This is a genomic window from Streptomyces noursei (assembly GCF_016917755.1).
In the GTDB taxonomy this organism is placed as follows: Bacteria; Actinomycetota; Actinomycetes; order Streptomycetales; family Streptomycetaceae; genus Streptomyces; species Streptomyces yunnanensis.
In genome coordinates this window covers 4,035,725-4,051,434 of record NZ_CP070326.1, presented here as the reverse complement: position 1 = coordinate 4,051,434, position 15,710 = coordinate 4,035,725, and the positions used below count along the sequence as shown (strand labels likewise).

At 72.8% G+C, this 15,710-nt stretch carries 16 protein-coding genes and 2 tRNA genes; 14 read left to right on the top strand and 4 right to left on the bottom strand.

Going from position 1 to position 15,710, the window contains the following annotated elements; genetic code table 11:
- Positions 1–16: 16 nt before the first annotated feature.
- From JNO44_RS17820 to JNO44_RS17775, 10 genes are all read left to right on the top strand, one after another.
- On the top strand, positions 17–787 hold the full coding sequence (locus tag JNO44_RS17820; RefSeq protein WP_205365222.1) for a GntR family transcriptional regulator: 771 nt from the start codon (positions 17–19) through the stop codon (positions 785–787).
- 147 nt (positions 788–934) lie between these two features.
- A complete protein-coding gene (locus JNO44_RS17815; RefSeq protein WP_205365220.1) occupies positions 935–2,056 on the top strand; it encodes a TIGR03364 family FAD-dependent oxidoreductase in 1,122 nt (373 codons plus the stop codon).
- A complete protein-coding gene (locus JNO44_RS17810) occupies positions 2,050–2,790 on the top strand; it encodes a phosphonatase-like hydrolase (RefSeq protein ID WP_205365218.1) in 741 nt (246 codons plus the stop codon). The genes JNO44_RS17815 and JNO44_RS17810 overlap by 7 nt, the downstream gene beginning before the upstream one ends.
- Position 2,791: 1 nt before the next feature.
- Positions 2,792–4,051, top strand: a complete 1,260-nt coding sequence (locus JNO44_RS17805; protein ID WP_205365215.1) for an ABC transporter ATP-binding protein — start codon at positions 2,792–2,794, stop codon at positions 4,049–4,051.
- Positions 4,044–5,021 carry a 2-aminoethylphosphonate ABC transporter permease subunit gene (locus JNO44_RS17800; RefSeq protein ID WP_205365213.1) on the top strand — a complete coding sequence of 326 codons (978 nt, stop codon included), beginning with the start codon at positions 4,044–4,046 and terminating at the stop codon, positions 5,019–5,021. Before JNO44_RS17805 ends, JNO44_RS17800 begins: the two co-directional genes overlap by 8 nt.
- Complete coding sequence (locus tag JNO44_RS17795; protein WP_205365211.1) at positions 5,008–5,805, top strand: ABC transporter permease; 798 nt, start codon at positions 5,008–5,010, stop codon at positions 5,803–5,805. Before JNO44_RS17800 ends, JNO44_RS17795 begins: the two co-directional genes overlap by 14 nt.
- A 57-nt stretch (positions 5,806–5,862) precedes the next feature.
- Positions 5,863–6,927, top strand: coding sequence for a 2-aminoethylphosphonate ABC transporter substrate-binding protein (locus JNO44_RS17790; RefSeq protein WP_205365209.1), 1,065 nt, complete (start codon positions 5,863–5,865; stop codon positions 6,925–6,927).
- Between the two features lie 122 nt (positions 6,928–7,049).
- Positions 7,050–7,829, top strand: a complete 780-nt coding sequence (locus tag JNO44_RS17785; RefSeq protein ID WP_205365207.1) for an HAD-IIA family hydrolase — start codon at positions 7,050–7,052, stop codon at positions 7,827–7,829.
- A 105-nt stretch (positions 7,830–7,934) separates the two neighbouring features.
- Entirely contained in the window at positions 7,935–8,270 is a 336-nt protein-coding gene (locus tag JNO44_RS17780; protein WP_205365205.1) for a hypothetical protein, read from the top strand.
- The gene (locus tag JNO44_RS17775; protein ID WP_205365204.1) at positions 8,254–8,589 is read left to right on the top strand and encodes a hypothetical protein; all 336 of its coding nucleotides are present in this window, start codon (positions 8,254–8,256) and stop codon (positions 8,587–8,589) included. Before JNO44_RS17780 ends, JNO44_RS17775 begins: the two co-directional genes overlap by 17 nt.
- 34 nt (positions 8,590–8,623) lie before the next feature.
- On the opposite strand, the gene JNO44_RS17770 is transcribed toward JNO44_RS17775, so the two are convergent.
- A tRNA-Lys gene (locus JNO44_RS17770) sits at positions 8,624–8,697 on the bottom strand.
- 78 nt (positions 8,698–8,775) lie between these two features.
- On the opposite strand from JNO44_RS17770, the gene JNO44_RS17765 reads away from it, so the two are divergent.
- The 3 genes from JNO44_RS17765 to JNO44_RS17755 all read left to right on the top strand — a co-directional run bounded on the left by JNO44_RS17765 (position 8,776) and on the right by JNO44_RS17755 (position 10,979).
- Complete coding sequence (locus tag JNO44_RS17765) at positions 8,776–8,943, top strand: hypothetical protein (protein WP_205365202.1); 168 nt, start codon at positions 8,776–8,778, stop codon at positions 8,941–8,943.
- 369 nt (positions 8,944–9,312) lie between these two features.
- Positions 9,313–9,732 (top strand): SsgA family sporulation/cell division regulator, encoded by a 420-nt coding sequence (locus tag JNO44_RS17760; protein WP_235093420.1) that lies wholly within the window; start codon positions 9,313–9,315, stop codon positions 9,730–9,732.
- Positions 9,732–10,979, top strand: a complete 1,248-nt coding sequence (locus tag JNO44_RS17755) for a hypothetical protein (RefSeq protein ID WP_235093419.1) — start codon at positions 9,732–9,734, stop codon at positions 10,977–10,979. Before JNO44_RS17760 ends, JNO44_RS17755 begins: the two co-directional genes overlap by 1 nt.
- Before the next feature lie 324 nt (positions 10,980–11,303).
- Here JNO44_RS17755 and JNO44_RS17750 read toward each other — a convergent pair whose 3' ends face one another.
- On the bottom strand, positions 11,304–11,831 hold the full coding sequence (locus JNO44_RS17750) for a DinB family protein (RefSeq protein ID WP_205365200.1): 528 nt from the start codon (positions 11,829–11,831) through the stop codon (positions 11,304–11,306).
- A gap of 195 nt (positions 11,832–12,026) precedes the next feature.
- On the opposite strand from JNO44_RS17750, the gene JNO44_RS17745 reads away from it, so the two are divergent.
- A complete protein-coding gene (locus JNO44_RS17745) occupies positions 12,027–13,970 on the top strand; it encodes an AMP-binding protein (protein ID WP_205365198.1) in 1,944 nt (647 codons plus the stop codon).
- A 234-nt stretch (positions 13,971–14,204) separates the two neighbouring features.
- Here JNO44_RS17745 and JNO44_RS17740 read toward each other — a convergent pair.
- Positions 14,205–14,278, bottom strand: a tRNA-Lys gene (locus JNO44_RS17740).
- Positions 14,279–14,385: 107 nt separating this feature from the next.
- Positions 14,386–15,144, bottom strand: coding sequence for an IclR family transcriptional regulator (locus JNO44_RS17735; RefSeq protein WP_205365196.1), 759 nt, complete (start codon positions 15,142–15,144; stop codon positions 14,386–14,388).
- Positions 15,145–15,710: the final 566 nt, after the last annotated feature.

The following is a 15,710-nucleotide window of genomic DNA, read 5'->3' as shown; positions in this document are numbered from 1 at the left end:
GTGCGAAGATCGCCGGGTGGAGTTTCCGTACGGCCAGGATCCTGGCGCACCCATCCGGTCCGGCATTCCCGAGCACGGACGCATTCCCAAGTACTACGCGGCGAAGGTCGACATCGCCGCCCTGCTGGAGGAGCTGGGCGAGGGCGAACCGCTGCCCACCGAGCGCGAGTTGGCGCTGCGGTTCGAGGTGTCCCGCGAGACGCTGCGCCAGGCCCTGCGGGAACTGGTGCTGGAGGGGCGACTGCGCCGGATGGGTCGCGGCACGGTCGTCGCCGGACCCAAGATGGAGCAGCCGCTCTCCCTCGCCAGCTACACCGAGGGCGTCCGCCGCCAGGGCCGCACGCCCGGCCGACACCTGGTCTCGCTGGACCGCTTCCCCAGCCCGCCGGCGCTCGCCCGCGACCTCGGCCTCCGTGCCGGCGACGCGGTCTGGCACATGGAGCGGGTGCTGCTCGCCGACGACGAGCGGGTCGGCCTGGAGAGCACCTATGTCGCGGTGTCCCGAGTCCCGGACCTGGCCGCCGACTTCGAGCCGGACTCGTCCTTCTACGGCTACCTCCACGAGCGGCTCGGCATCGGCTTCGGGGACGCCGACGAACGCCTGGAGACGGTCCTGGCCACCCCGCGCGAGGCACTGCTGATCGGGACGCCCGGCGCGCTGCCGATGCTGCTCATCCACCGGCTGTCCCGGGACACCGAGGGCCGCCCGCTGGAACGGGTGCGCTCCCTCTACCGGGGCGACCGGTTCTCGTTCACCACGCACCTGGGCGGCGCCCGGGACTCCTGACGGGCCCACCGCGGGCCGGACGACGGCGAAATCCCGCCCCTTGTGTCACGAGACGATAACGGGTCTAGGCCAAGTTTGAGCCCGTGTTAACCAACGCGTCGGCAAATCGTCCCCCGCGGGCCACCCGCCGACGCGACCGTCTGGGGCATGCGAGTCATAGTCGTCGGAGCCGGCGTGCTGGGAACCCTGCACGCCTGGCACGCAGTCGAACGAGGCCACCAAGTCCTCCACATCGAACGGGAAGCCGAGGCCCGCGGCGCCTCGGTCCGCAACTTCGGACAGATCTGGGTCAGCGGCCGGGCCGGCGGCGCCGAACTGGACACCGCCCTGCGCGCCCGCGAACTCTGGGAGGGCATCGGCGCCCGCGTCCCCGGCATCGGCTTCCGCGCCATCGGCTCACTGACCGTCGTCCGCAACGACACCGAGTACGCCGTCGCCGAGGCCGCCACCCGTCGCCCCGACGCCACCGCCCGCGGCTACCGACTCCTCGACGCCGACCGGGCCCGCGCCCTCAACCCCGCACTGCGCGGCGACTTCACCGCCGCCCTGTGGTGCGAACGGGACGCCGCCGTCGAACCCCGCGTCGCCCAACGCGCCCTCAAGGAAGCCCTGTCGGCATCCGGCCGCTACACCTATCTCGGCGGCCGCGAGGTCCGCGACGTGGTCGGCGAACGCGCGGTCCGCGACGACCACGGCGCCACCCACCACGGCGACGCGGTGATCCTGTGCACCGGCGCCTGGCTCGGCGGCCTGGTCCGGGAACTCGTCCCCGACCTGCCGGTGCGCCGGGTGCGCCTGCAGATGATGCAGACCGACCCGCTCGGCGAACCGCTGACCACCTCCGTCGCCGACGCCGACAGCTTCCGCTACTACCCCGCCTACCGCGGCGACGCCCTGGACGCCCTCAACGCCGACCAGGCACAGACCCCGACCGCCGCCGCCCACAAAATGCAACTGCTGATGGTCCAGCGCGCCGACGGCGGCCTGACCATCGGCGACACCCACGAATACGACACCCCGTTCGCCTTCGACACCGTCGAGGAGCCCTACGAGCACCTCGCCGGAGTCGTCGAGACGATCCTGGGCCGCCCGCTGCCCCGCATCCGCCACCGCTGGGCCGGCGTCTACGCCCAGTGCACCGACACCAGCCGCGTCGTCCACCGCCAGCAGGTCCGCGACGGCGTCTGGCTGATCACCGGACCCGGCGGACGCGGCATGACCTGCTCCCCGGCCATCGCCGAAACCACCGCGAACGCACTGGGATGGTGAGCCCCTTGACACACCCCGCTCCGCACACCGACGCGATCCGGCTCGTCGTCCTGGACATGGCCGGCACCACCGTCGCCGACGACGGCCTCGTCGAGCGCGCCTTCGACACCGCCGCCCGCCGGATGGGCGTTGAACCCGGCACCCCCCGGCACGCCGAGCAACTCGCCTACGTACGCGCCACCATGGGCGAATCCAAGATCTCCGTCTTCCGGCACCTGTTCGCCGCGCCCGACGGCGACCCCCGGGCCACCGAAGAAGCCGCCCAGCGCGCCAACCACGCCTTCGAGACGGCCTACGGCACCCTCGTCGACGCCGGCCGCATCGCCCCCGTCCCCGGCGCCCGCGAAGCCATCGAGGCCCTCCAGGCCGCCGGCCGCACCGTCGTCCTCACCACCGGATTCGCCCGGGTCACCCAGGACGCCATCCTCGACGCCCTCGGCTGGCGCGACCTCGTCGCCCGCACCCTCTGCCCGGCCGACGCCGGCGGACGCGGCCGCCCCTACCCCGACATGGTGCTGACCGCCCTGCTGCACACCGGCGCCGCCGACGACGTCCGGCAGATCGCGGTCGCCGGCGACACCTCCTACGACATGATCGCCGGACGCCGCAGCGGCGCCGCGGTGGTCGCCGGAGTACGCACCGGCGCCCACGACACCGCGCAACTCCAGGCCGCCGGCGCCACCCACGTCCTGGACTCGGTCGCCGAACTGCCCGCCCTGCTGGGAGTGGTGTGACATGCCCGCCCCCGTCGCCCACCCGTCGCCCGGCCACCACCCCGCAAAGGCGCCGCTACCCGGCGACACCTTCCGTCACGCTCCCGCCCGACCCGGCGCGCCGGCCACCGCGGCCGGGTCGGCCGGGTCCTCCACGGATTCCGGCATCCGCTTCGACCGCGTCACCGTCACCCACGGCCGCACCACCGCCCTGGACTCCCTCGACCTCACCGTCGAACCGGGCGAGGTGATGGCCCTGCTCGGCCCGTCCGGCTCCGGCAAGACCACCGCCCTGCGCGCCGTCGCCGGATTCGTCCGCCCGACCTCCGGCCGCGTCCTGATCGGCGGCCACGACGTCACCGACCTGCCGCCCTACAAGCGCGGTATCGGCATGGTCGTCCAGCAGTACGCGCTCTTCCCGCACATGAAGGTCGCCGAGAACGTCGCCTTCGGCCTCAAAGCACAAAAGGCCCCGCGCGCCGAGATCCCCGGCCGCGTCGCCGAAGCCCTGGACCTGGTCGGCATGGCCGGCTACGCCGACCGGCACCCCCGGGAACTGTCCGGCGGCCAGCAGCAGCGCGTCGCCATCGCCCGGGCCCTCGCCATCCGCCCCCGCGTCCTCCTCCTCGACGAGCCGCTGTCCGCACTCGACGCCCAGCTGCGTTCCGACATGCTCGCCGAACTCGCCCGCCTGCACCGCGAGTTGCCGCACGTCTCCCTCCTCTACGTCACCCACGACCAGGTGGAGGCACTCACCCTCGCCGACCGGATCGCCGTCCTGGAATCGGCCCGGCTCCGCGAGTGCGGCACTCCGCACCAGCTCTACCGCAGCCCGCGCACCGCCTTCACCGCATCCTTCGTCGGCACCGCCAACCTGCTGCCGGTGACCGTGCGCGCCGACGGCGTCGAGTTCGCCGGCCGCCACCTGACCGTCCCCACCGGGGACGCGACCCCCGGCGCCACCGCCACCCTCTGCGTCCGCCCGCACCTCCTCGGCCTCGGCACCGCCCCCGACCCACAGGGCAACACCCTGCGCGGCACCGTCACCGAGGTCCAGTGGCGCGGCGCCACCCACCGACTCCACCTCGCGGTGGACGGCCACCGCCTCATGGCCGACCTGCGGGAACTGCGCGAGACCCCACCACTGGGCACCGAACTCACCCTGCACTTCGCCCCCCAGGACGCCGCCCTCATCCCCGCGGACATCCAGCCCGCAGCCCCGGCCGACACTCCGGCGAACACCCCGACCGACCCGGCGGACGGCGGGCCGCGCCATGCCTGACCGCACCACACCGGACACCGGGCCCCGCCGCACCCGGACCACCGCCCTGTGGGCCCTGCCACCCGTCGCCGCCCTCGCGCTGGTGTTCCTCTACCCGCTCGCCCTGGTGGTCCGGCAGTCCCTCACCCCCGAGAGCGGCGGCGGGCCGTCCACCACCCCCTACACCACCGTCCTCGCCGCCACCTCCTTCCAGGACGCGCTGACCAACACCGTGCTGATCGCGGCCGGCGCCACCCTCGGCGCGCTCCTCCTCGGCCTGCTGCTCTCCCTGGTCATCGCCTTCGTCCCGTTCCCCGGCGGTCGGGCACTGGCCCGCTTCATCGACATCTTCCTGGCCTTCCCCTCCTTCCTGATCACCCTCGCCCTGCTGTTCCTCTACGGCACCGTCGGCATCGCCAACGGCCTGTGGACGGACCTCACCGGCGCCACCCACGGCCCCCTGGACTTCCTGCACACCCCATGGGGCGTCCTGCTGGCCGAGGTCACCTACTTCACCCCGTTCGTGATGCGCCCCCTGCTCGCCGCGTTCGCGCAGGTGGAGACCGCACAACTGGAAGTCGCCGGCTCGCTCGGCGCCCGCCCGGGACGCATCGTGCGGACCGTGATCCTGCCCGAGGCACTGCCCTCGCTCGCCGCCGGCGGCGCCCTGGTGCTCGTCATGTGCCTCAACGAATTCGGGATCGTGCTGTTCACCGGCGCCAAGAACGTTGTCACCCTGCCGATGCTCGTCTACACCAAGGCGATCCTCGACGGCGACTACACCGGCGCCTGCGTCGTCGCGGTCATCAACATCGCACTGTCCGCCGCCCTCTACGCCCTCTACCGGACGGTCATGGCCCGCACCGCAGGCACCGCCACCCGCCGCAGGCCCGCCCGGCAACCGGCCGCTGCCCACCACACCACCGCACCGAACACCCCCGCCCCTGCCCCCGCCCTCGCCACCGGAGGCGCCGACCGTGCTCGTCCATAGCGCAGCCGCCCGCCGGACCATCTGGGCGGTGTTCCTCCTCCTCTTCGTCCCCGTCTTCGCCCTCCCCCTGCTGGTCATCGTCGCCGCCTCCTTCGCCGACGGCTGGAGCGGCGCCCTCCCCTCCGGCCCGACCCTGACGCACTATCAGGACATCGCGCACGGCGACGCCCTGACCGCCCTGACCACCAGCGTCCTCACCGCCCTCGCCGCCAGCCTCGCCGCCCTGACCACCGGCACCTGGGCCGCCCTGGCCGCCGAAAAACTCGGCCGGCGCGCCCGGCGGACCCTCGACGCCCTCTTCCTCCTGCCCCTCGCCGTCCCCTCCGTCGTCGTCGGCCTCGCCCTCCTCGTCGCCTTCTCCCAACCCCCGTTCCTCCTCAACGGCACCCCACAGATCGTGATCGTCGCCCACACCGTGCTGGTCACCGCCTTCGCCTACCAGTCCGTGACCGCCGCGCTCGCCCGCCTCGACCCCGCCTACGAGCAGAGCGCCGCCGGCCTCGGCGCCCGACCCGCCTACGTCCTGTGGCGCGTCAAACTCCCCCTGCTGCTGCCGTCCCTGACCGCCGCCGCCGGCCTGTGCTTCGCCCTGTCCATGGGCGAACTGAGCGCCACGATGATGCTCTACCCCCCGGACTGGATGCCGCTGCCCGTCCAGATCTTCGCCGCCACCGACCGCGGCGCCCTCTTCACCGGCGCCGCCCTCGCCGTGGCCCTCATGGCCACCACCCTCCTCGTCCTCCTCGGCGTCTCCCGCATCCGCACCAGAGCCACCTACCGCTGACCCCCACGCCCCCCCGACTCCGCCCCGCCCGCGCACCGTCCCCCAGGAGCACCCACCATGCCCAGCCGCCCGCACCGCCCCCTCGCCGCCGGCGCCGCCGTCCTCGCCCTCGCCGGCTCCGTCACCGCTTGCGGCACCCCCGCCGACGACGCCCAGGCCAAGGAGATCACCGTCTACAGCGCCGACGGCCTCAAGAGCGAACAGGGCGACGGCTTCTACGACAAGGTCTTCAAGGACTTCGAGAAGCAGACCGGCATCAAGGTCAACTACGTGGAGTCCGGCTCCGGCGCCGCCGTCCAGCGCCTGGCCCGCGAACGCGCCAACACCAAGGCCGACGTCCTCGTCACCCTGCCCCCGTTCATCCAACAGGCCGACGACAAGGGCCTGCTGGACATCTACCGCCCGCACGGCTCCGAACAGGTCGCCGCCGCCGACAAGGACCCCAACGGCAAGTGGGTCTCCATCGTCAACAACTACTTCTGCTTCATCTACAACAAGAAGGAACTCCAGCAGCCCCCGGCCACCTGGCAGGACCTCGCCGACCACCGCTTCGCCGGCAAGCTCCAGTACTCCACCCCCGGTGTCGCCGGCGACGGCACCGCCGTCCTCATCAAGGCCCTGCACGACTTCGGCGGCCAGGGCCCGGCCATGGACTTCCTCAAGAAACTCCAGGCCAACAACGTCGGCCCGTCCTCCTCCACCGGCCAACTCGCCCCCAAGACCGACAAGGGCGAACTCCTGATCGCCAACGGCGACGTCCAGATGAACTACGCCAACATGAAGTCCATGCCCCACCAGGGCATCTTCTTCCCCGCCCCCAGGCCCGGCGCACGACCCACCACCTTCGCCCTCCCCTACGCCGCCGGCCTGGTCAAGGACGCCCCGCACGCCGCCAACGCCCGCAAGTTCCTCGACTACCTGATCAGCAAGCCCGTCCAGCAACAGGTCTCCGCCGTCGGCGGCGGCTTCACCTCCCGCAAGGACGTCAAGGCCACCGACCCCAACGCCGCCGCCCTCGCCAAGATCATGAACGGTGTCGACGTCTTCGAACCCAACTGGAACGACATCGACAAGAACCTCGACACCTACATCAACGCCTGGAAGACGGCAACCGGAAGCTGACCACCACCGACCGGGACCAGCGGCCCACCGCTGACTTAGGCTGGGGCCGTCGGCCGCCACCCGGCCGGCCGGCGCCCTGGCCAACCGGCCAGCCCTGGTCAACACGCACCACAGGAGTGGCAGTGGCAGAGCGTAAGCCGATCGAGTCCTGGCTCACCGACATGGACGGCGTCCTCATGCACGAAGGCGTCCCCGTCCCCGGCGCGGACGCCTTCATCAAGCGACTGCGCGAGTCCGGCAGGCCCTTCCTCGTCCTGACCAACAACTCCATCTACACCCCCCGCGACCTCCACGCCCGCCTCAACCGCATCGGCCTGGACGTCCCCTGGGAATCCATCTGGACCTCCGCGCTGGCCACCGCCCAGTTCCTCGACGACCAGCGCCCCGGCGGCACCGCCTACGCCATCGGCGAAGCCGGCCTCACCACCGCCCTGCACGACATCGGCTACATCCTCACCGACCACGCCCCCGACTACGTCGTCCTCGGCGAAACCCGCACCTACAGCTTCGAAGCGCTCACCAAGGCCATCCGACTCATCGAGAACGGCGCCCGCTTCATCGCCACCAACCCCGACGAGACCGGCCCCTCCCCCGAAGGCCCACTGCCCGCCACCGGCTCCGTCGCCGCCCTCATCACCAAGGCCACCGGCGTCGAACCGTACTTCGTCGGCAAGCCCAACCCGCTGATGATGCGCCACGCCCTCAACGCCATCGGCGCCCACTCCGAGAGCTCCGCCATGATCGGCGACCGGATGGACACCGACGTCGTCGCCGGCCTGGAAGCAGGCATGGAAACCTTCCTCGTACTCACCGGCCTGACCCGCCCCGAGGACGTCGAACGCCACCCGTTCCGCCCCTCCCGCGTCGTCGACTCCATCGCCGACCTCGTCGACCTGGTCTGACCCCACCCCGCCGGACCCCGCCCACCCGAACGGCGCAACCCGGCCCCGCCCCGGATGCGCCCGGCAGCGCACCGGCGGACCTTCGGAAGTATCCGGAGGTGCACCATGCGCTCACCGCAGCTCACACTCTGCGCCGCGATCGCGGCGTGCGCGTTGACCACGACACCCGCGTACGCCGCCACCGCCGCACACGGCCCCGCCACCGCGCCGACCACCGTCGCCCCGGCCGCCACCACCCCGCCCCGCACCCCGCCCGCCGCCCCGCACCCCGCCGGCCCCGACCCCCGGCAGATCGCCGCCCACCGCGAACTGAGCAGCACCTCCGCCGTCGGCCTCGTCCTCGCCGGCGGCGCGGCCCTGGTCATCGCCGGCCAACTGCTCCGCCTCCGACTCCGCCTCCGCCGCGAACGCCAGGGGAACGGCAGTGCCGACGAACATTGAGGAAACCACCACCCCGAACCGCCCCGACCGGCCCGCCGCCCCGACGGACGCACCGCACAGGACCGCCTCGGCGACCGCCACGGGGAAGGAACCCCCGCACGACGCAGCCGCCGCCACCCGCCTCCTGGCGGGCATCGTCTGGACCGTCCTGCTGCTGACCTGCTGGCTCTGCGGCGGCCACCCCGGCCTGCCGGACAACGGCCCGGCGCGCTTCCCCGCGACCGGCGACGCCGCCGCCGTCGGCCGCCCCACGACCCACGCACCCCCGACGCGCCCCGCGACCCCGGACACCCACGACACCGCACCACAACACGACTGAGGCCCCCCGCAATGCGAGGGGCCTCAGTCCTACGTGCGCCGCCAGGGACTCGAACCCCGGACCCGCTGATTAAGAGTCAGCTGCTCTAACCAACTGAGCTAGCGGCGCGCGCTGACGAAGAAAACTCTACACGAACTCCAGGGGTGGTCCGTACCCAGCAATACGCCCCCCACGCCCGCGACCCCTGTGACCCCCGTCACCTACGCGCCCACCCGCCACCTGCCCCGCCCACGCACCCGCGCGCACCCCGCCGACCCCACCCGCCCCTACCGCACCACCCGCCCTTCCGGCCCGGGCCGAAAGTCCCGCGACATCAGGACCTTCGCCTGCAAGGTCGCCCACATCGCTCTGTGAAGATCGAATCCATGGCCGCAGTGCCGCAGTTGCCCCGTCAACATGCGATATCTCCCGCCAGTTGAGAGGCTGAGGCCGGCGCCGGGGTGCGGCGGGACCGGGCCGGGCACGCGGAACCCACGACCAGTCGGCCCGGAGGTGAAGGGAAATGGCACCCCCCGAACACCCCGCCCACAACACCGCACCCACCCCGCCCCACCCGGCCTGGACACCGGACCACCGGCCGCACCCACCCGCCCCCCGCGGATCATGGCGTCCATCACTACTCCGCCATCGCCTGCAACCCCATCCCGCGAGCCGACGTCTGCTAGGACGCGAGCCCCGACCCGGGGCCCCGGGACTCGCCCCTCCTCGGAAAGGTTGATCGTCGTGGTGTCGACAGCCAAGCGCACCCTTGAGATGCAGCTCCTCCTCGGGCCGGACGAAACGATTCCGGTGGCCGGCCGGTTCAGCTACCGCAGCGACCGCCCCTACGAGGTCGAGGTCGCCTTCATCAGCCGCGGCGAGACCGTCGCCACCTGGCTGTTCGCCCGCGACCTGCTGATCGACGGACTGCACGACGAGGTCGGGCACGGCGACGTGCGGGTCTGGCCCACCCACCGCGCCGGCGGAGCCCACCGCGTGCACATCGAACTCGCCACCGACGACAGCGTCTGCGAGCTGGCAGTGCGCACGACCGAACTCACCGCCTGGCTGGAACAGACCACCGCCATCGTCCCGCCCGGCCACGAGGGCCGCCATCTCGATATCGACGCCCACCTGGCCCGCCTGCTAGCGGGGAAGTGCTGATGACTCCCACTCCCATGACGACCACCCCCGACGTCCGCCGCACCATACGCGCGACGACCGCCACCGAAGCGGGCGCACCCCCGGCCACCGGCGCCGACCCGGCCGTCCGCATCCCGGCACAGGCTGGCCCGCCCGGCGCCCGCACCGGCTGCACCACACCCGCCGACACCACCCCCGCCGACGGCGACACCGCCGGCGCCCCGGCCCCGCACGACCCCTGCGCACACGGCTTCCTCCCCGAGCGGCCCCCTGTACGCTCCATGATCGGCACCTGGACCCGGCTGGACGCCCTGGCCCGCGAGGCCGCCGTCGCAACCGACCGCGCGACCGCGGTCGACATCGTCGACCGCGCCGACTGCGCCGACGAATTGACCGCCCTGCGACAGCGCGTCTCCCGCCTCTCGCCGCGCAACGCCGAGGCCGCCGCGATGCGCGTCGCGGTCATCGCCGTGTCCTGCGGCTGGGGCGCCCTCGACCCGCAGGCACCGGCCGCCCGCGAGGTCGCCAACGAGGCGTTCCTGGAACTCTGGGCCGCCATCGCCCACCGCATCGACCACGACCAGTTCGTCGCCCTGCCCACCCTCGCGCTCCACAACTGGGCCCCCGAACGCAAACCGCGCCGTCACATCCCCATCGACCAGCTGGCCCGCACCGAACAACTCGTCCCGATCGTGCGCTGGGCCCCGGAAGGCCAGCCGCTCAGCCGCCTGGACCGGCTGATGCTCGCCGCGACCCGCCTGGAGGCGCACGGCATCTGGCTCTTCCGCCTCGCCGACACCCTGGCCGGCCGCGCCCCCGACGACTCCTCCACACCGACGGCACTGCGCCGCCTGGTCCGCATCCAGCACGCTCTGCGCGCCCAACTCCACTCCGAAGCGGCGGAGTTGGCGGCGGCCCCGGCCACCGACCAGCAGCGCGCGGTGCTCGCCGCGCTCGCCGAACAGGGCGCCCTGGAGCCCCCGGTCCTCCAGGCCGCCGACGCCGTCCTGGGCATCGGCGGACGCCGCCCCGGCGAAGGCCGACGCCAACACCTGCGCCGCCACCTGCCGGCCCAGCACCGCGCCTGGCTCAGCGCCATGGACCGGCACTGCGCGCCCGTCCGCACCCTCGCCCACCGCGGCGGCCCCGACGCCGCCGTCTACCGTGAGGCCCAGGAGTCCCTCATCGCGCTGCGCCGCACCTACACCGCCCTCGTCCAAACCGCCGCCGCCCCCACACCGGGCGGCCCCCTCCCCGAGGCGGCCTAGGGCGCTTCTGACGGATCTCCGCGGCGTCGCGGCGCCTGGCACGCACTCCCCCACGCCTAAAGGGCGCGGGGGGACCCCCATGCGGCGTTGCCGCAATGTCCCCATAGCTCCGCTATGAAGACATCCCGGCGCCTTGCGATCGCACGCACCAGGCGCCGCTCCTTCTTCCACGGAGATCCGTCAGAAGCGCCCTAGGCCCCGCCCAACGGGGCGGGGCCGGCCGGCCCCTGGGCCCCACCGCCGCGACACCCGGCGCTCCCGAGGAGGGGTGCCGCCCCGCCGCCCGGTGAGTGCCGGAGCCGACCCGGTGGCCGGCAGCCGACCTCAGGCGCCCGTGGCGCCGTCGATGCCTTCCCGGATCAGATCCGCGTGCCCGTTGTGACGCGCGTACTCCTCGATCAGGTGGACCAGGATCCAGCGCAGCGACACCCCCTGGTCGCCGAGGTGCCCGGCCTCCCGCTCTGGGAGCGCACCCGAGTCCTCCAGCGACGCGTCGGCTATCAGCTCCTTGCCCCGGGCGACCTCCGCACGCCAGAGGTCCAGGGCCGCATCGATCCCCCGGTCCGGGGAGAGCGCGAAGCCGTCACCCGAATCCTCCCCGTACACCAGCGGCACATCCTCACCCGCGAACACCCGCCGGAACCAATTGCGTTCGACCTCCGCCAGGTGCTGAACCAGCCCCAACAACGTCATCGACGACGATGTCACCGAAGCCAGCCGCAGCTGACGGTCGTCGAGGCCCGCACATTTCAGTTCCAGCGTCGCGCGATGGAAGTCCAGCCAGCTCTCCAGGTTCTCGCGCTCCCCGGCGTGCGGGGGCGGAATGGGGCGGCCATCAGGTGTCGTCTGCATGCCTGTCACTCTCACACAGACCACTGACAATCCCCGCCCACCCAACCGAGGCACGAACGCGACGGAGGCACGAACACGACGGAGGCACGAACGCGATGGAGGAATGAAGGCGGCGGAGGGGCGAACGCGAGGGAGGAACGACCGGCCCGTCCCCGGGCTCCACATCTGACGCAGTGTCAGTTAGGCTCCGTCGGCATGGTGGCCGACAGCTCCCGCAGCGACAGCCCGCTCGTCCGCGACGCCCGCGATCGCCGTCCGCCCGGCCGTGACGCGGCCCACAGCCCCGCCGAGGCTCGCGTCGGCGCCCCCATCACCGCCCCCGACCGCCCCGGCGCCCGCACCATCGCCGAGCTGGTCCAGGCGCAGTGGGGCGACCACCGCATCGCCCTCAAGTACCAGGACTCGGCGCTCACCCATCACCAGGTCGCCGGCGCCGCCGCCGCGCGGGCCGCGCTGCTGGGGGACGTACTGCCGCGCGGCGCGGAGCCGCACATCGGTGTCCTGCTCGACAACGTCCCCGAGTTCCCGCTGTGGCTGGGCGCGGCGGCGCTCGCCGGAGCCGCCGTCGCCGGCATCAACCCCACCCGCCGCGGCCCGGAGCTGGTCCGCGACATCGCCCACACCGACTGCGCGCTGCTGATCACCGAACGGGCCCACCTGCCGCTGCTCGCCGGACTCGACCTGCCGCTCCCGCCCGAGCGCATCCTGCTCACCGACGACGCCCCCGGCGCTCGGGCCTACCGGGAGTTGCTCGCCCCGCACGAGGACGCGCGGCCGGAGGACGTCCTCGGGTCCGCGCTCCGTGCCACCGGGCACGGCCGGGCCGGCGGGCCGGACCCCGCCACCCGTATGCTCCTCTACTTCACCTCCGGCTCCACCGGGGCGCCGAAGGCCGCGCTGTGCACCCAGGGCAGGCTCGCCGCCGCCGGCCATTCCCTGGTCTCCTCCTTCGGGGTGCGCAGGGAGGACGTCCACTATCTGTGCATGCCGATGTTCCACGGCAACGCGGTGATCGCCGGTTGGTCCCCGGCACTCGCCGGCGGCGCGGCCGTCGCCCTGCGCCGCCGCTTCTCCGCCTCCGCCTTCCTCCCCGACGTACGCCGCTACGGGGCCACCTACTTCACCTACGTCGGCCGAGCCGTGCAGTACCTCCTCGCCACGCCGCCCGCCCCCGACGACCGCGACCACCCGCTGCGCACCGGGTTCGGGACGGAGGCGGGGGCCGTGGACATCGCCCGCTTCGCCGATCGGTTCGGTGTCCGTCTGACCGAGGGGTACGGCTCCTCCGAGGGCGGCGCGTCCCTGCAACGCACCCCGGACACCCCGGCCGGCGCCGTCGGCCGCCCCGCCCCCGGGGACGACCTCGCCGTCGTCGACCCGGATACCGGCGACGAACTGCCGCGCGCCCACCTGGACCCGGCCGGCCGGCTGCTCAACGGCGCACAGGCCATAGGGGAGTTGGTCAATCGGGGGCGCAGCGCCTTCGAGGGCTACTGGCGCAACCCGGAGGCCACCGCCGCCCGCACCCGGGGCCGGCCGGGGGACGGCGTCGGCGCGGGCTGGTACTGGACCGGTGACCTGTTCTTCCGGGACGCCGAGGGGTTCTTCCACTTCGCCGGGCGGGCGGACGACCGGCTGCGGGTGGACAGCGAGAACCTGGCCGCCGCGGTGATCGAGAACATCCTCGCCCGCTACGCCCCGGCCACCGGAGCCGCCGTCTACGCCGTGCCCGACCCGGTCGCCGGCGACCAGGTCATGGCGGCGCTCGCGCTGCCCGACGGCATGGCCTTCGACCCGGACGACTTCGCGACCTTCCTCGCCGCCCAGCCCGACCTCGGTACGAAGATGGCGCCCCGGTTCGTGCGGGCCGTCGCCGCGCTGCCGGTCACCGCGACCAACAAGATCCATCGGGTCGCGCTCCGGCGGGCCGGTTTCTCCTGCCCGGACCCGGTCTGGTGGCGGCCGATCGAGCCCCCGACGCGCCGTCGCACGCGCACCACGGACGGCCACGTCGAACGGCCCGGCTCCGGACGGCCCGGCTCCGCACCGTTGCGCTACCGCCGTTTCACGGACGAGGACCGTGCCGCCCTCCTGTCGCAGTACCGCGACCACGGCCGGGAGCATCTTCTGGAGCGTTGACCACCGCCACCGCCACCGCCACCGCCACCGCTAACGGCACGCCGTCGCCGTCGCCGTCGACGGCAGCCGGCGAGCCGGCAGCGGAAGGATAAGGATGGACGTGGATGAATATGGACAGACATGGGCGTACGCGGACGGACTGCGTCACGCGACAGCCAAGGCACACGCCACCACGGCATGCGAAAGGGGCTTCTCGGTGAACCGAGAAGCCCCAGGTCAGCGACCTATTCGCTGTGCGCCGCCAGGGACTCGAACCCCGGACCCGCTGATTAAGAGTCAGCTGCTCTAACCAACTGAGCTAGCGGCGCCTGCTGACGAAAGAAATACTACCTGGTCGAGAGGGGTGCTCATGACCACCCGGGTGATCGGGTCCGGAGGGGCCCTGCGCCGGGGTGCTCACTGCCGGTCCCGGTGCTCAGATCGCCAGTGACAGCAGGACCGGCGCGGCCTTGCGGTTGAGGGTGTCGGCGGCCTGCCGCAGGCGGTGGGCGTTCTCCAGCGGCATCGACAGCGCCAGACAGCCGACCGTCTTGCCGGCGGTGATCGGCACCGCGGCGCAGACCGTGCCGACCGCGTACTCCTGGAGGTCCAGGACGGGGACGGTCGGTGGCTGGCTGTCGAGCTTGTGGAAGAGCACCTTCTCGTTGGTGATCGTCCGGGAGGTGAGCCGGGCGGTCTTGTGGCGTGAGAGGTGGTCCATCCGCCCGTCGTGGTCGAGCTGGGCCAGCAGGCACTTGCCGACCGCGCTGGCGTGTGCCGTGCGGCGGAATTCGGCCCACTCGTTGACCTTGGGGGCCAGCGGGCCGTCGGCGTAGTGGAGGATCTTCACCTCGCCGTCGATGTACCGGCTGATGTAGACCGCCGCCCCGACCGAATCGCGCAGCTGGTCCAGCGTGCGCTGGAGCTTGTCGCGCAGGGCGCGGCTGCGGTCGGAGTCCGAGCCCAGCAGGAGCAACGACTCGCCGACGACATACGCGCCGTCGGCGAGCTGTCGGGCGTAGCCTTCGCGGCGCAGCATCGACAACAGCTGTGTGAGGTGGGCTGCCGGCAGGCCGGTCTCGCGAGCGATCTGCGCGTCGGTCACGCCATCGGCGTGCCGCGAGATCGTTTCGAGTACGCGTAGGGCGTGCTGCACCGAATGGAACGGCGCGGTCGGCTCGGGCTTCAGCGCCACGGTGTCCCCCTAGGAGGTTGGTACCGCTTGCGTCGTGACCGTTGTCGGCGGGTGCGACCACGTGGAACGCGGTTCGCTTCCGGACAACGGGCTCGTATCACGATAGCGGTCAACGGGCCCGGATGGAGGGGGTCTTGACCGAAAACCGGATTGGTTCACGCGTCTGTGCAGGCGCCCTACACTCTGGCATATGCCCTGGTCATGAGCGGAGCGTGGGATGCCCCGCGGACCGGCGGCAACGGCGGACCGGAGCCGACCGGCCGGGCCGCTGACGTTCGGGGTTGACGGCCGGTGGTGACGTGCGGAGTTGACGGAGTGTCGGGTTTTCGCCTGAGGCTCGCACGCCCCGCCCTTCCACCTGATGTACGTCTTTCCGTCTGATGTTCATACACCTCACCCGTCACTCGCGGCGCAGTGGTCACGGATGTCTCAAAAATGCGCGGTGCGCGGTTCCGGCACCCGTCCACCGGGCCGACGGGACGCGGGCGGGGCGCGCGGAGACGCGCACCACGTGCCGCACCTCCGCACGCCCCCGGGCGGCGCCCCTCGGGGCACCGCCCGGGGGC

Coding starts and splice junctions, on each gene's coding strand:
- JNO44_RS17815 (WP_205365220.1), top strand. CDS start 935: ATGCGAGTCATAGTCGTCGGAGCCGGCGTGCTGGGAACCCTGCACGCC.
- JNO44_RS17810 (WP_205365218.1), top strand. CDS start 2,050: ATGGTGAGCCCCTTGACACACCCCGCTCCGCACACCGACGCGATCCGG.
- JNO44_RS17805 (WP_205365215.1), top strand. CDS start 2,792: ATGCCCGCCCCCGTCGCCCACCCGTCGCCCGGCCACCACCCCGCAAAG.
- JNO44_RS17800 (WP_205365213.1), top strand. CDS start 4,044: ATGCCTGACCGCACCACACCGGACACCGGGCCCCGCCGCACCCGGACC.
- JNO44_RS17790 (WP_205365209.1), top strand. CDS start 5,863: ATGCCCAGCCGCCCGCACCGCCCCCTCGCCGCCGGCGCCGCCGTCCTC.
- JNO44_RS17780 (WP_205365205.1), top strand. CDS start 7,935: ATGCGCTCACCGCAGCTCACACTCTGCGCCGCGATCGCGGCGTGCGCG.
- JNO44_RS17755 (WP_235093419.1), top strand. CDS start 9,732: ATGACTCCCACTCCCATGACGACCACCCCCGACGTCCGCCGCACCATA.
- JNO44_RS17750 (WP_205365200.1), bottom strand. CDS start 11,831: ATGCAGACGACACCTGATGGCCGCCCCATTCCGCCCCCGCACGCCGGG.
- JNO44_RS17745 (WP_205365198.1), top strand. CDS start 12,027: ATGGTGGCCGACAGCTCCCGCAGCGACAGCCCGCTCGTCCGCGACGCC.